The organism is Pseudomonas fakonensis, assembly GCF_019139895.1.
In the GTDB taxonomy this organism is placed as follows: domain Bacteria; phylum Pseudomonadota; class Gammaproteobacteria; order Pseudomonadales; family Pseudomonadaceae; genus Aquipseudomonas; species Aquipseudomonas fakonensis.
In genome coordinates this window covers 5,954,855-5,969,242 of sequence record NZ_CP077076.1, presented here as the reverse complement: position 1 = coordinate 5,969,242, position 14,388 = coordinate 5,954,855, and the positions used below count along the sequence as shown (strand labels likewise).

At 62.4% G+C, this 14,388-nt stretch carries 13 protein-coding genes; 4 read left to right on the top strand and 9 right to left on the bottom strand.

The window, feature by feature from the left end:
• Positions 1–12 precede the first annotated feature (12 nt).
• From KSS94_RS26325 to KSS94_RS26315, 3 genes are all read right to left on the bottom strand, one after another.
• Entirely contained in the window at positions 13–1,602 is a 1,590-nt protein-coding gene (locus KSS94_RS26325) for an MFS transporter (RefSeq protein WP_217840935.1), read from the bottom strand.
• 1 nt (position 1,603) lies between these two features.
• Complete coding sequence (locus KSS94_RS26320; protein ID WP_217840934.1) at positions 1,604–2,857, bottom strand: OprD family porin; 1,254 nt, start codon at positions 2,855–2,857, stop codon at positions 1,604–1,606.
• 206 nt (positions 2,858–3,063) lie between these two features.
• Entirely contained in the window at positions 3,064–3,975 is a 912-nt protein-coding gene (locus KSS94_RS26315; RefSeq protein ID WP_217840933.1) for a LysR substrate-binding domain-containing protein, read from the bottom strand.
• A gap of 273 nt (positions 3,976–4,248) precedes the next feature.
• Between KSS94_RS26315 and ycaC (KSS94_RS26310) the strand changes: the two genes are divergently transcribed.
• Positions 4,249–4,878 carry an isochorismate family cysteine hydrolase YcaC gene (gene ycaC / locus KSS94_RS26310; RefSeq protein WP_217840932.1) on the top strand — a complete coding sequence of 210 codons (630 nt, stop codon included), beginning with the start codon at positions 4,249–4,251 and terminating at the stop codon, positions 4,876–4,878.
• Positions 4,879–5,173: 295 nt separating this feature from the next.
• Positions 5,174–5,803 carry an isochorismate family cysteine hydrolase YcaC gene (gene ycaC, locus KSS94_RS26305; RefSeq protein WP_111533157.1) on the top strand — a complete coding sequence of 210 codons (630 nt, stop codon included), beginning with the start codon at positions 5,174–5,176 and terminating at the stop codon, positions 5,801–5,803.
• 98 nt (positions 5,804–5,901) lie between these two features.
• Here ycaC (KSS94_RS26305) and KSS94_RS26300 read toward each other — a convergent pair whose 3' ends face one another.
• From KSS94_RS26300 to KSS94_RS26275, 6 genes are all read right to left on the bottom strand, one after another.
• The gene (locus tag KSS94_RS26300) at positions 5,902–6,510 is read right to left on the bottom strand and encodes a hypothetical protein (protein ID WP_217840931.1); all 609 of its coding nucleotides are present in this window, start codon (positions 6,508–6,510) and stop codon (positions 5,902–5,904) included.
• Positions 6,511–6,936: 426 nt separating this feature from the next.
• Positions 6,937–7,086 (bottom strand): hypothetical protein, encoded by a 150-nt coding sequence (locus KSS94_RS26295; RefSeq protein ID WP_217843680.1) that lies wholly within the window; start codon positions 7,084–7,086, stop codon positions 6,937–6,939.
• A 177-nt stretch (positions 7,087–7,263) separates the two neighbouring features.
• Positions 7,264–7,560, bottom strand: a complete 297-nt coding sequence (locus KSS94_RS26290) for a DUF6124 family protein (protein ID WP_217840930.1) — start codon at positions 7,558–7,560, stop codon at positions 7,264–7,266.
• Positions 7,561–8,272: 712 nt separating this feature from the next.
• Positions 8,273–9,691 carry an IS1182 family transposase gene (locus KSS94_RS26285; protein ID WP_217840929.1) on the bottom strand — a complete coding sequence of 473 codons (1,419 nt, stop codon included), beginning with the start codon at positions 9,689–9,691 and terminating at the stop codon, positions 8,273–8,275.
• A 246-nt stretch (positions 9,692–9,937) separates the two neighbouring features.
• Positions 9,938–11,725 (bottom strand): monovalent cation:proton antiporter-2 (CPA2) family protein, encoded by a 1,788-nt coding sequence (locus KSS94_RS26280; protein ID WP_217840928.1) that lies wholly within the window; start codon positions 11,723–11,725, stop codon positions 9,938–9,940.
• A 342-nt stretch (positions 11,726–12,067) separates the two neighbouring features.
• Complete coding sequence (locus tag KSS94_RS26275) at positions 12,068–13,027, bottom strand: GlxA family transcriptional regulator (RefSeq protein WP_217840927.1); 960 nt, start codon at positions 13,025–13,027, stop codon at positions 12,068–12,070.
• Positions 13,028–13,258: 231 nt separating this feature from the next.
• On the opposite strand from KSS94_RS26275, the gene KSS94_RS26270 reads away from it, so the two are divergent.
• A complete protein-coding gene (locus tag KSS94_RS26270) occupies positions 13,259–13,624 on the top strand; it encodes a helix-turn-helix transcriptional regulator (protein WP_217840926.1) in 366 nt (121 codons plus the stop codon).
• A gap of 69 nt (positions 13,625–13,693) precedes the next feature.
• Positions 13,694–14,320: an isochorismate family cysteine hydrolase YcaC gene (gene ycaC, locus KSS94_RS26265; RefSeq protein WP_217840925.1), complete on the top strand. Its 627-nt coding sequence runs from the start codon at positions 13,694–13,696 to the stop codon at positions 14,318–14,320.
• The last annotated feature ends 68 nt before the right edge of the window (positions 14,321–14,388 follow it).

Sequence of the window (14,388 nt, the reverse complement as noted above, 5' to 3'; positions counted from 1 at the left end):
CGCTCCTACAAATCAGTGCTGCTTGCCACCCAGCAGATGCCGAATCCTCACCTCGACCCCCTCGCTCTGCAGCATCCGCACCCGCGCCTCGATCTTCAATTCACCACGGGTCACCCGGTGGTGATGGCGCAGGTGCTCCAGCCACGACTCTTCAAAAAAGAACTCCAGCCACAGGCACGGGTCGCTGCTGTCCTGCATCAACCCCCACGACAACGCACCATTGCGCTTGCGCATGGCTTCCAGCTCCCGGGTTGCCAGGCGGAAGGCTTCAACCTTTTCGGCTGCAATGTGGTACTCGACGGTAACCATCACCGGCCCGCTGTCCTTGTCCAGCTCTTCGCTGAGCAGCGGCGCCGGCCAGTGCAGCGACGGGGTCAGCTCTTCGGCTTCGGTCTCGGGCAGGGTCACCTTGCAGGTCAGCAGCGTGCCCAGCGCCAGGCCACCGGCTGCCAGCAGCAGGCTCAGGGTGATCGAGGCATGGCTGGCCAGGGTGCCCCACAGCAAACCACCGGCGGCCATGGCGCCGAAGAAGATCAGGATGTACACCGAAAGTGCCCGCGCGCGTACCCAGGCCGGCACCGAGGTTTGCGCCGCCACCTGCAGGTTGGACAGCACGGCGATCCACGCCGCGCCGCTGAGCAGCATGGCCGGCAGCAGCGCGTAGAAGTTGCGCACCAGCGCCAGGGCCAGCAGGAACAGCGCATACAACAGGCTCGCCAGCAGCACCAGACGGTCGCGGCTGACCTTTTCGCGCAGCTTGGGCAGCAGGGTGGCACCGGCCACCGCGCCAATGCCGATGGCTGCCAGCAGCAGGCCGAAGTCAGCCGCGCTGCCCTTCATCTCGCCGCGCACGATCAGCGGCAGCAGCGAGGTGCCGGCGCTGGCGCAGAAGAAGAACGCCAAGGCGCGCAACAGCACGGCCTGCAAGGGTTTGGCACTGCGCGCAAAGCGCAGCCCGGTGCGCATGGCGCCAACGAAGCGCTCGGCCGGCAGCAGCGGCTCTTTCACTTCGCGCTTCCATAGCAGCAACACCAGGATCACCCCGGCGAACGACACGGCGTTCAGGGCAAAGGTCAGCCACGGCCCCACCAGGCTTACCACCACCCCGGCCAGGGCCGGGCCGATGGCCCGCGACACGTTGATGCCAACGCTGGAGATGGCCACCGCGTTGGCCAGGTCCTGCTTGGGCACCAGCTCCGGGGTCAGCGCGCTCCAGGCCGGCATCATCAGCGCGGTGCCGATGCCCAGCGCCAGGGTCAGCCCCAGCAGCAGGGTGACGTTCATCAGCCCGAGCAGGGTCAATGCCGCCAGCACCACCGCCACGGCCGACATCCATAGCTGCACCAGCAGCAGGTAGCGGCGCTTGTCGACGATATCCGCCGCCGCGCCGGCCGGCAGGGCCAGGAAGAACATCGGCAGCGAGCCTGCCACCTGGATCAGCGCCACGTGCAGCGGGTTGCTCGACAGCGAAGTCATCAGCCAGCCGGCGCCCACCTCGTGCATCCAGGTGCCGATGTTGGAGGCGATGGTGGCGATCCATAGCATGCGGAAGGTGCTGTTGCGCAGGGGGCTCCAGGCGCCGGAGGTGCTTGCGGTGCTCATGTCAGAAGCTGCCTTTGAGAGGGTATTCGAGGATCACGTAGATACGGTCGATATCATCGCCCGCCTGGGCGTCGTTACCCCGGTGGCTGACGTGGGACAGCGACAGGGTCAGGTCCTTGGCCGTGCCTGACTGCACCACGTACTTGAGGTCGATATCCCGCTCCCAGTGCTTGCCGCCATCGCCGTACTGCCCGGCGTAGGCACCGTTTGCCGGGGCGTGGCTGCCGTCGATGCCGCGACCGCTGACGTAGCGGCCCATCAGGCTCAGGCCAGGCACGCCGAGGGTGGCGAAGTTGAGGTCGTAGCGCAGTTGCCAGGAGCGCTCGCCGGGGCCGTTGAAGTCGGCGTACTTGATCGAGTTGGCCAGGTAGATGGAGTCGCCGCCGACGAAATCGAACGGGGTGTCGCCGCGCACCTTCTGGTAGGCCAGGGTCACAGCCTGGGCGCCGAAGGCGTACTTGGCCGCCAGGCTGTAGGCCAGGGTGTCGATGTCGCCGGCACTGGCCTTGCCGCTGTCGCGGGTGCGGTACAGGTTGGCGTCCAGGCGCCAGTTGCCCTGGGCCAGGTTGAGGTTCAGGTAGGCCTGGTCCCAGGTGTCTTCCAGTTGCGATACATACAGCGCGCCGCCCAAGGGCCCGGGGGGGGCGAAGGTGGCGCCGGCCAGGCTGATGGCGTGGCCTTGGGTGCTGGCGCCGTAGCCGGCGAAGTCGTCGTGGGTGGAGCTGTTGTCCTGGTTGTTGAACGCGGTGAAGCGCCCGGCCTGCAGGTGCCAGTCAGGCAGGTCGGTGTTGTCCAGCAGCCAGCCGGTGGCGTATTCGGGGTGCAGGCGTTTGTCGCCGGTGTCGAACACCGGGGTTTCCACCATCATCTCGCCGTAGCGCAACTGGGTGTTGCCCAGGCGCAGCTTCAGCGCGGCGCCGGCGCTGGAGTAGTCGGACTCGGCGCGCCCGTCGCTGTCGCGCGGTAGCAGGCCGGTGCCGGCGTGGCCACGGCCACCGTCGAGCTTCAGGCCGACGAAACCGTGGGCGTCGATGCCCACGCCCAGCGTGCCCTCGGTGAAGCCCGAGCGGATTTCACCGATGAAGCCCTGGGCCCATTCCTGGCGGTAGCTCTGGCCGTTGCCGGACGGGGTGCGGTAGTCGTTGTGCAGGAAGTAGTTGCGGCTGAGCAGCGACCAGCCTGGCTCGTCGGCCAGCGCAAGCGCAGGGCCGAGGGCGAACAAGGTGGCCAGCAGGGCGCGAGGGGAGTAAGGCATGGGCGCTCCGGTGTGCATGAGCCGGGACTGTGCGCCATCTGGTGTGCGAGGGTCTTGTAAGGGTGTGCGCAACCTGTGCCTGCACGCGATCCCCTGTAGGAGCCGGCTTGCCGGCGATGAGGCCATCGGCCCCGGCACTGGCACTCAATGGTGCACTGCCAGTGCCGGCCCTATCGCCGGCAAGCCGGCTCCTACAGGGATTGCGATCAGGCCATGTCGCTGCTGGCGAACTCTTCGGCCAGGTGATCGATCAGCGAACGCACCGACGGCAGCAGGCCGCGGCGCGACGGGAAGATCGCATGCACGATGCCGCAGCGCGGGTGCCAGTCCGGGATCAGCTCCACCAGGCGGCCTTCGGCGAGGTCTTCACGCACCGCCACCCGCGGCAGGTGGGCGATGCCCACGCCGGCCACCACGAAGTGGCGCAGGGCGAACAGGTCGTCGGTGACCATGCGCGGCTTGTGCGCGATGACGATGCTGCGGCTGGTGTCCTCGCCCTGGAACAGCTCCCACTGGTACTCACGCTGGGCGCTGCCCCAGTGCAGGCTGGGCAGCTCGCTCAGCTGTTGCGGGTCGAAGCCTGGGGGCAATTGTTCGAGGTAGGAGGGGTGGCCCACCAGGCACTGAGTGCTGTTGCTCAGCACCTTCATCACCATGTCGGTGTTCTCCAGCGGCGGGAAGCGCACCCGCAGCGCCACGTCGAAGCCTTCGTGCAGCAGGTCGACGCGGCGGTTGGTGCTCTCGATGAACAGTTCCACCTGCGGGTACTTGAGCATGTAGCGGGTCAGCATCGGCCCCACCCAGGAGTTGAGCAGGGTGGTCGGGCAACTGATGCGCACCAGCCCGCGCGGCTCGCTGCGGTTGCGCTCGATGATCTCGGCGGCGCCCTCGGCCTCCACGCGCATGGCCAGGCAGCGGTTGTAGTAGGCCTGGCCGATTTCGGTCAACGAGCAGTGCCGGCTGGTGCGGTGCAGCAGGCGCACGCCCAGGCGGTCTTCAAGGTCGGCGATGCGCCGGCTGAGCTTGGACTTGGGCATGTCCAGCGCCCGCCCGGCCGGGGCGAAGCCGCCGTGCTCCACCACCTGGGTGAAGAAGTAGAGGGAGTTGAGGTCTTCCAAAAGGGTGCTCTCCGAGCTTTGTGCCGACCCTTACGGGCCCTTTCGCGGGTAAACCCGCTCCCACAGGGAGCGCGCTTGTCTCGGCAACGGCGCCAAACCTGTGGGAGCGGGTTTACCCGCGAAGAATCCAACGCAAATCTATCGTTCCAAAAACGGAACGCTAAGGCCAATTTTCGCAGTCTACCGCTTCAAAGGTGATGAATCTAATCTTTGCTCATCAACGCGAAACACCCAACGCACCGAACAAACTCAAAACCTTTAGGAGCAACAACCATGACCCACTTCAAATACAACCGCCTGAACAAAGACGACGCCGCCGTACTGCTGGTTGACCACCAGGCCGGCCTGCTGTCCCTGGTCCGCGACATCGAGCCGGACCGCTTCAAGAACAACGTGCTGGCCCTGGCGGACCTGGCCAAGTTCTTCAACCTGCCGACCATCCTCACCACCAGCTTCGAGCAAGGCCCCAACGGCCCGCTGGTACCGGAACTCAAGGAGCTGTTCCCGGATGCCCCGTACATCGCCCGCCCAGGCCAGATCAACGCCTGGGACAACGAAGACTTCGTCAAGGCCGTGAAGGCCACCGGCAAGAAGCAGCTGATCATCGCCGGTGTGGTCACCGAGGTCTGCGTCGCCTTCCCGGCCCTGGCCGCCCTTGAAGAAGAGTTCGAGGTGTTCGTGGTCACCGATGCCTCCGGCACCTTCAACGAAATGACCCGCGACGCCGCCCACGACCGCATGAGCCGCGCCGGTGCGCAACTGATGACCTGGTTTGGCGTGGCCTGCGAGTTGCACCGCGACTGGCGCAACGACATCGAAGGCCTGGCCGCGCTGTGCTCCAACCACATCCCGGACTACCGCAACCTGATGACCAGCTATAACGCGCTGACTGCTGGCAAGTAACCCGCCCGCCAGAAATATCGAAGGCCGGCTCCCGTAGAGGGAGCCGGCCTTTTTGTCGTTTGTTCGGGCCCTATCGCCGGCAAGCCGGCTCCTACAGGCTTATGCGCTCCCCTGTAGGAGCCGGCTTGCCGGCGATAGGGCCCTAAAAGCCCATGCCAATCTATCGTTCTTAAAATGGAACGCTAAAGCCAATTTTCGCTATCTACCGCACCAAAGGTCTTGGTTTTAATCTTCTCTCATCAACGCGAAACACCCAACGCACCGAACAAACTCAAAACCTTTAGGAGCAACAACCATGACCAACTTCAAATACAACCGCCTGAACAAAGACGACGCCGCCGTACTGCTGGTTGACCACCAGGCTGGCCTGCTGTCCCTGGTACGCGACATCGAGCCGGACCGCTTCAAGAACAACGTGCTGGCCCTGGCTGACCTGGCCAAGTTCTTCAACCTGCCGACCATTCTCACCACCAGCTTCGAGCAAGGCCCCAACGGCCCGCTGGTACCGGAGCTCAAAGAACTGTTCCCGGACGCCCCGTACATCGCCCGCCCAGGCCAGATCAACGCCTGGGACAACGAAGACTTCGTCAAGGCGGTGAAGGCCACCGGCAAGAAGCAGCTGATCATCGCCGGCGTGGTCACCGAAGTGTGCGTCGCCTTCCCGGCCCTGGCCGCCCTTGAAGAAGAGTTCGAAGTGTTCGTGGTCACCGATGCCTCCGGCACCTTCAACGAAATGACCCGCGACGCCGCCCACGACCGCATGAGCCGCGCTGGTGCGCAACTGATGACCTGGTTTGGCGTGGCTTGCGAGCTGCACCGCGACTGGCGCAACGACATCGAAGGCCTGGCCGCGCTGTGCTCCAACCACATCCCGGACTACCGCAACCTGATGACCAGCTATAACGCGCTGACTGCTGGCAAGTAATCCGCCCGCCAGAGTTATCGAAGGCCGGCTCCCGTAGAGGGAGTCGGCCTTTTTTGTGCCTGAAGGGGTTATTGCACTTGGAATGCGGTTGTCGGGGCTCAGGGCAAGTGAGACGCCAGTCTGACGAGAAAATCTGCCATGAGGAACAGCGGTAACCAGCTGACGTACAGCCATAAGCGATTCATTCCCGTGACTCGGGAGTTGCCAAGACCTAGTTCATCGCCTTCCAGAATATTGATGGCCTGTTGGATGTGAGCAAGTGCTACTAATGGCAAGATCCAACACGTCACGCTCAATGCTACAGGTATAACAAATATTATTGAGTTCGGTAGTATGGCCGCCCATCGCTCGGGGATAAATATCAGCCATCCCAACAGCAGCAGGTAAGGTAGCCAGAACAGGCAGCTGATATGTAGTGCCGAAAAACCGTCCGATTGCCCCGTAGCCGTGAATCTTTTTTCGATTGTTTTCGCTAAAGGGTATATCAGAAGGTGGCCAAGTACGCTGCACAGTAGTGGCAGCCATTTGAAGCCTCGTTGGCCACGATAGAGCATCCAGTTTCGGTAGTACCAGTAGTGTGTGTAGGTGCCTAGGGAAAGAACTGTCATGAGGAGAAATTTAGGGATCGCTACAACGTGAAAGCACTGTCGGTCGCGCGGGCGTTCTGCGGGTGTTTGTTCTAGAGCGTTCTCTTTACTCGGTGTCATTTTGTTTCCTTGTTGTGAAGGGGAGTGCGCATGGATATCTGCGTGGCGCCTATGCGTTTTTGAAATAGGAGACTGTTAGCCCCAGAGCGCCAATCAAAAGCAGCCAGATCGAGATGCAAAGGCGCTTTTTTATAGGATGGGGAAGTCGTTTTATATCGTCAGGGTGAAGTAGCTTTCGTTTGATAAAGTGCTGAGGGCAAAAGGCGAGTGCGGCAATACTGCTGACTAGCGAGAGCCGAGAGTAGAAGCCATGTTCACCCCACATGAACTTGAGGCGTTCAAGGGCGAGGCTTCTTTCTAGTGATTTTATGATTGTCGGGTAGTGGCGTGAGCAGGAAAGTTGAACCTGTAGGGCTACACCTGAAAGCCCAATCAAAAATGGAAGGATTCTTAGTGTAATTTCCCATGCCAATTGCCAGGAGTTGTTCATGGGTCAATGTGCTCGTAGACGATTTCGCCAAGGGTCTCGCCCGCGCTCATGCCAACCTTCGGCGATGATGTAATGCAGGTTGCACCAGTAGTGGTGAGGTCGCCGTCCAGCGCTTGTCCTTTGCCAGCAAGATCGACTCGTTGCATGCAGGTTGCTCCCTGTAAAACCCAGGAAACTACCTCTGTGAAGCCGGAAATTGGGTGGTCAAAGTGGGGTTGGGAAAGGTCCTACAGAATATTGGGAGCGTTCATGCGTAGAGGGCGCGGTAACAGGTGGATGGCCGTAATCCAAATGTGGATTACGGCCATCCACAGAAGCTTTGCTTATGAGGTGGTGGCGCCATCCTCGATCCCATCCAGCATCGCCTCGGCAAGCCCTTCGGCCATTTCGACGGCATGCAGGTTGGCCCACAGCAGGCTTCTGCCGACTTCGTCCATATGGTCTAGAGCCTTGTATCCGACGTTGTAGGCACTGCGCAGGTACTCGATCACATGCACCAGGGCGTCATGGGCGTTGATGCCGGGGTTTACCGAGAACAGCGGCGGGTGGCCGGCGTCGCATTTGCCGAAGGGGCGATGTTTGGTGTCGGGGAGGGGTGGGTCGGGGACGATCTTTTTCATGGTCAAACTCCGATAGAGAAATTGACCGGCACCGTCCGTTTCCACGCGAAGGGTGGCGGCTGTACACGGGGTGGAAACCCAGGTCATCGGAAACCCCGGCAGGCCACAGGGCCTCCCGCGTACAGCTGCCGTCACGACAGATCTTCCGATAACCAACAAGCCGGGTTTCCACGCCCGATCGCTGAACCAACAGCGACCGGGAGAGCCTAGGGGGCATGGTTTCCGGGGACAATCAGAAGGGAGTCGACAGGGTTCGTAGGATATTTACGGAGTTGTAGGATGCCCAGTGAGAAAGGTCTGAGGATGATGTGGGATCTTGCCGGGTTGGCGCTCTTGCAAGGCTTGCACTTGAGTAACGGCGGCGATTTTTGGGGCCGCTTTGCGGCCCATCGCGACACAAGGCCGCTCCCACAGGTACGGCGCAGCAGGTCGCCATGCACGTTTTCCTGTGGTGAGCGGCCTTGTGTCGCGATGGGCTGCGCGCAGCAGCCCCAAAATCTAAAAATGAATGTCAGCCGTTCGACTGATCGGATTATCACCAGAAGGCTGAAAGCATTCGTTATCGGCCACAAGCCTTACTACCATTGAGATTCAGTTTGATATCTATTTACCAAAATGGCCGTATACAGACTGTGTGAAAACACACTGACAGGCCCCAGACCAAACGCCCCGACTTGTTCGGGGCGTTTGTTTTTGTGCTGAAAAAGGCTCTTCAGCCCATCATTTGCATCATTTGCTTGGCACTCAGGACGCTGATCGCTCGCTTGAGGTTGTAAGCGGTCACAGCGAGAGCCATTTCAGCTCTTGTGCCTTCGAGTTGTCGCAGCAAGAAGCGCCCGTTTCCAAATAGCCATTGTTTGAGATTACCAAACGGGTGCTCCACGATGGATCTACGCCGCTCCATCATCTCTGGATGCAGCTGCATCCGCTGCGCCATGCGCTCAAAGGCTTCCTCTTGAGCGTGACGCGAGACATAGCGGCGCTTGGCCGTCGTGCATTGGGCTTTCAGCGCGCACCCGGCGCAATCACTGATCGCCGCCTGGTAGATCCGATCGCCCTTGTAGCGCTGCTTTAGCGTTAGCCACTGACCTGCCGGGCACTGGTACCGATCCTGTTCGGCGTCGTAGGTAAAGTCCTTGCGCTCGAATAATGCCTCGCCGCCTGGGTTCGAGGTTCGGTTTGGCGGCACGTACGCGGTAATGGAGGCTTCCTCACATGCCTGGAACTGCTGGCCATTCGAGTAGCCCATATCGGCTGTCACGGTCAGCGCTTCCTGCCCCAGTTCAGCCTTGGCCGCTTTAGCCATGGGTTCAAGCTGCTTGCGATCATCGCCTTCTTGCGTCACCTCGTGATGCAAAATCAGGCAGTGTTCTGCGTCAACGGCGGTCTGCACGTTATAGGAAACACGCGCTCCTTTTGGCGTGCGCATCATTCGGGCATCGCTTTCGTGCGTGTTGAATTGCTCCAGCCCCATCGATTCCATCAAGGCCTGACAAGTGCGGTTGTCTTGCTGCTTTGCCTCAAGCTTCGCCAGGGCCGCTTTGATCGCAGTGCGATCTATTACTTGCTCGCCCTCAGACTGGTCAGCGGCATCCAACTCAGCCAGGTATTGGGCGATCCGCTTATCCAGCTTCTCGTCTTGGCGCTTGAGTTGATTCAAGTTCAACTGGCGTCGCGCGGAAGCGACCGCCTGAAACTTGCTCCCGTCGATGGCAACCAGGTCACCGGCAATCAAACCGGCAGTTCGGCAGAACTGCACAAAGGCCCGGCACGTCGTAACGAAAGCAGCTTTGTTGTTCTTGCGGAAGTCAGCGATGGTCTTGAAGTCAGGTTTGAGTCGGTTGATCAACCACATCACTTCGATGTTGCGCTGGCACTCGGCTTCCAGACGCCGCGATGAACGGATGCGCTGAAAATAGCCATAGAGATAAAGCTTGAGCTGGTCGGCGGGGTCGTAGGCGGGGCGCCCAGTGGCCTTGGGCTGGGCCTTGTCGAAACCTAGCTGCGCCAGATCCAGCCTAGCGACATACAGGTCGATGACACGAACGAGGTGATCCTCGGGGATCAGCTCTTCCAGCGAGACCGGGAACAGACTGGTCTGGCTGCGGGATTCTCCCTGGATGTAGGCCATAACGAAAAATGCTCCGTATCTTTCGATACGGAGCATTCTCTTAAAGGGCCGGGCAGATTGCTAGGTTTTCACACAGTCTGTATAGGACCCTTTGTGAAGCACTTTGGCCTCTAATTGGTCATGTGTAACCTTTAGCTGGAGCTTGAGGTTGGCAATGTCTTTTATGCATCTATGCGGGGTATGCGGTGATGTGCCCTGAAACACACACTGTCCTGAACAATGGTGCGAGGGTCGAAACCTTTCACCTCAGCTCCCATCCGACTCAAACAACCGCTCCAGCTCCACCCGCGCTTCCTTGGCCGTCTGCATCACCTTGGCCCGGTCATCGCGCACCTGCCCCTGGGCTTCGAGCACCTGCTCGTCGTGCTCGGTAAAGCGCGCAATCCGGTCGGCAGCCTGCTCGTCGCTCAAGCCCAACCCCACCAGCGCCCGGCGGCTCATCTCAAGGCTGGAGTAGAACGTCTCGCGAATCGGCTCGGCACCCACGTCCATCAGCTTGTGCACATGCTGGCGGTTACGCGCCCGGGCGATGACCTTCAGGTGCGGGTACTGGCGCTTGACCCGTTCGGCCGTGCGGGTGGCGACTTCCGGGTCGTCGATGGTGATGATGAAGTATTCGGCCTCGCCGACCTTGGCCGCATGCAGCACCTCGGGGCGCAGCGGGTCGCCGTAGAACACCGGCACCTGCTCGAACATGCGGGTCATCTCGATGGTGTCCACCGAAGTTTCCAGGGCGACGAAGGGGATCTTCTGCGCCCGCAGAATGCGCGCGACGATCTGGCCCATGCGGCCCATGCCGACGATCACCGCCCGTGGTGTGCCGGCGTCGATGGTCTTGTATTGCTCGGGTACCTCGCGCGCAGGTTGCGGGCGCTTCAGGGCGCGGGCGCAGCCAAGCATCAGCAGCGGGGTGACGGCCATCGACAGGGTGATGGTCATCAGCAACAGGTCGTAGGTGTGGGTGTCGAACAGGCCCTGGTCCTTGCCCAGCTTGAACACCACGAAGGCGAACTCGCCACTGGCGGCCAGCACCATGCCCAAGCGCAGCGCGCTGGCGCTGTTCAGGCCCCCGGCCAGGCGGCCGACGCCGATCAGCAGCACCAGTTTCACGGCAATCAGCAGCAGGGTCAGGCCCAGCAGTACCAGCGGCATTTCCAGCAACAGGCTCAAGTTGGCGCCCATGCCGACGCTGATGAAGAACAGCCCCAGCAGCAGGCCCTTGAACGGCTCGATCTGCGATTCCAGCTCGTGGCGGTATTCCGAGTCGGCCAGCAGCAGGCCGGCCAGGAACGCGCCCAGGGCCATGGAGATACCGGCTTCTTCCATCAGCCAGGCGGTGCCGATCACCACCAGCAGCGCGGTGGCGGTGGACACCTCGGGCAGGCCGGTGCGGGCCACGGTGCGGAACAGCGGGCGCAGCAGGTAACGGCCGCCGACGATCACCACGGCGATGCTGGCGAACACCTTCAGGCCGTGTTCCAGGCTGTCACCGTGGCTGGTGTCCGGGCCGCTGGCGGCAAGCAATGGCACCAGGGCGATCAGCGGGATGGCGGCGATGTCCTGGAACAGCAAGATGGCGAAGGCCAGGCGCCCATGGGGGGCGTTGAGCTGTTTGCTTTCGGCCAGGCTCTGCAGGCCCAGGGCGGTGGACGAAAGCGCCAGGCCCAGGCCCAGCACGATGGCCGCCGGCAGGGTCTGGCTGAAGCCGAACAGGGCGATGGCGCCGATCACCGCGCCAGTCAGCAGCACCTGCGCGGTGCCCACGCCGAACACCGACTTGCGCATCAGCCACAGCCGGCGCGGCGACAGCTCAAGGCCGATGATGAACAGCAGCAGGACCACGCCCAGCTCGGAGATGTGCGCGACGCTTTCGGTGTCGCGGATCAGCCCCAGGGCTTGCGGGCCGATGGCAACGCCAGCCAGCAGGTAGCCGATCACGGCCCCCAGTTGCAGGCGTTTGGCGAGAGGGACGGCGATGACGGCGGCGAGCAGGAAGATCACCGCGGTTTGAAGAAGGCTGCCTTCGTGTGGCATGGGTTCTGGCTCCGTGAACTGCCGGGGCAGCGGTTATGTCGTTTGGGTCGGCCATTTTGGGGAATGGGTCATGCTGGGACAATCCGCTTTATGGGAGACACATTGTCTCCCATAGGGCGACAGTATTGGCCCACCCCTGTAGGAGCGGCCTTGTGTCGCGAAAGGGCCGCAGAGCGGCCCCGGCAATACTTGCGTTTACGCTGCTATCGAGGGGCTGCTGCGCAGCCCATCGCGACACAAGGCCGCTTCCCACAGGGGCCGCGGTGCATCTGCGAGACTAGCTCTCTGCGTGACAGCGCAGCCCGAAGGGCTGGTTACCTTCAGGCATCGCATTTAACCTGCTCAATCCCCACCAAACTGCGCCCGGTACTGGTTCGGCGTCATGCCGATGCGCTCGCAGAACACCTTGCGCATATGCCGGTCGCTGCCGAAACCGCTGCGCGCCGCTACCACTTTCAAGGGCAGGTCAGACCCTTCCAGCAGCTTGCGCGCATGGTCGATGCGAGCATTCTGCAGGTACTGCAACGGCGTAACGCCGACATCGCGCTGGAATGCCCGGGCAAAGTTGCGCGCGCTCATGGCCACCAGTTCGGCCATCTTCTGCACGGTAAAAGCCTCGTCGATATGGTCGACGATGTACGCCTGCACCCGCGCCACCGGGCTGCCGTCCCGCGGCACGGCTGCCAGCAGCGGGCCGTAGGGCAACTGCCCGCCCTGGCGATGGCGGGCCACCAGCAGCACCTTGGCCACTTCCAGGGCCAGGTCCTTGCCGTGGTCTTCGGCCACCACCGCCAACGCCAGGTCGATGCCGGCAGTGATGCCGCCCGAAGTGATCAGGTCGCGGTCGACCACGTAGATCTGCTCGGTTTCAACCTTGGCCTCGGGGAATTGCCGGGCCAGGCGCTCTACGTAGTTCCAGTGGGTCGTGCAGCGGTAGCCACCCAGCAGCCCGGCCCGGCCGAGCAGAAACACCCCGGTGCAGATCGCGCCGAAGCGCTTTGCATTGCGCGCAGCCTGGGGCAGCCAGCGTTCCAGGGCCGGCAGCGACAGGTCGTAGGCGCCGGGGCCGCCGGGCACCAGCAGCAGGTCGACTGCCGGCGGCAGGTCCTCCAGGCGCCCGTCGGCCAGCACCCTCAGGCCGCAGGAGCCACGTACCGGCGCGTCGCCTTCGGCGAGGGTAACCAGGTGATAGCGCTGCTCGGTCGGCAGGAAGCGGTTGGCGATGGCAAACGCGTCCAGGGGGCCGGTGACGTCGAGCATCAGCACATCATTGAAAAGCACCATCGCCACTGTTTTCTGCATACCCACTCACCCTGGTGGCCGCCGCTCAAGGGCGGCCCGAAACCGATCATGTCAGGCATCTTAAGGTATCGGTATAGCGTGCAGGGCCAGCAAATTCGCGAAATGCCGGGCGGCCCCGGGCAAACCCCCGTGGCGTCGGGGCGAAGCAGGATTAATAACTATTAAGGTTCGGCTCAGGACTTTGTCATGGCTGGCCAGCCAGACTTTCCCCATCGAAACAGGAGAGTCGACATGGTCCCTGACCCCGCCCTCGACCACCGCCACAACACCCCCGGCGCGCTGACCGCGCAGCGCCTGCGCCAGGCCAAGGAGCTGATGTTGCACAGCCCGCTGTCGATCATCGAGATCGCCGGCCTGTGCCACCTCACCCGCAGCCACTTCTCGCGCGCCTTCAAGGTGACCACCGGCCTGTCGCCCCAAGCCTGGCGCCTGCTGGCACGCATGGAAAAGGCCAAGCGTCTGCTGGCCACCGAAGTTCCCATTACCCACGTTAGCCTGGAGTGCGGCTTTTGCGACCAGTCGCATTTCACCCGCGCCTTCAGCCGCATGGTCGGCCAGCCGCCCAAGGCCTGGCGCCAGGCGGTGCGGCACCCTTAACGCGATGTCATCCCCTGGTATAGGCCCAAAGGCCAATGCCGCCCCATCCCCATCCAAGGAGTCACCCTCGTGAGCCAACCTGACTACAAGCGCTTGAACAAAGACGATGCCGTTGTGTTGCTGGTGGACCACCAGACCGGCCTGATCTCGCTGGTACAGGACTTCTCGCCCAACGAGTTCAAGAACAACGTGCTGGCCCTGGGCGACCTGGCCAAGTTCTTCGGCCTGCCGACCATCCTCACCACCAGTTTCGAGCAAGGCCCCAACGGCCCGCTGGTGCCGGAGCTCAAGGAGATGTTCCCGGACGCGCCGTATATCGCCCGCCCTGGCCAGATCAACGCCTGGGACAACGAAGACTTCGTCAAGGCGATCAAGGCCACCGGCCGCAAGCAACTGATCATTGCTGGCGTGGTGACAGATGTGTGCGTGGCCTTCCCGACCCTGTCGGCGCTGGCCGAGGGCTTTGAAGTGTTCGTCGTCACCGACGCTTCGGGCACCTTCAACGAGACCGTGCAGCAAGCGGCCTGGGTGCGCATGACCCAGGCCGGCGCGCAGATGATGAACTGGTTCTCGGTGGCCTGTGAGCTGCACCGCGACTGGCGCAACGACATCGAAGGCCTGGGCAACCTGCTGTCCCAGCGCATTCCCAACTACCGCAACCTGATGAACAGCTACGCGGCGTTGACCGCGCGCTGATCGCAAGCAGGCAAGCCGCGTCCGGCAGCGGAGCGCGGCTTCCTGTAGGAGATCTGCGCTGTCGCGCA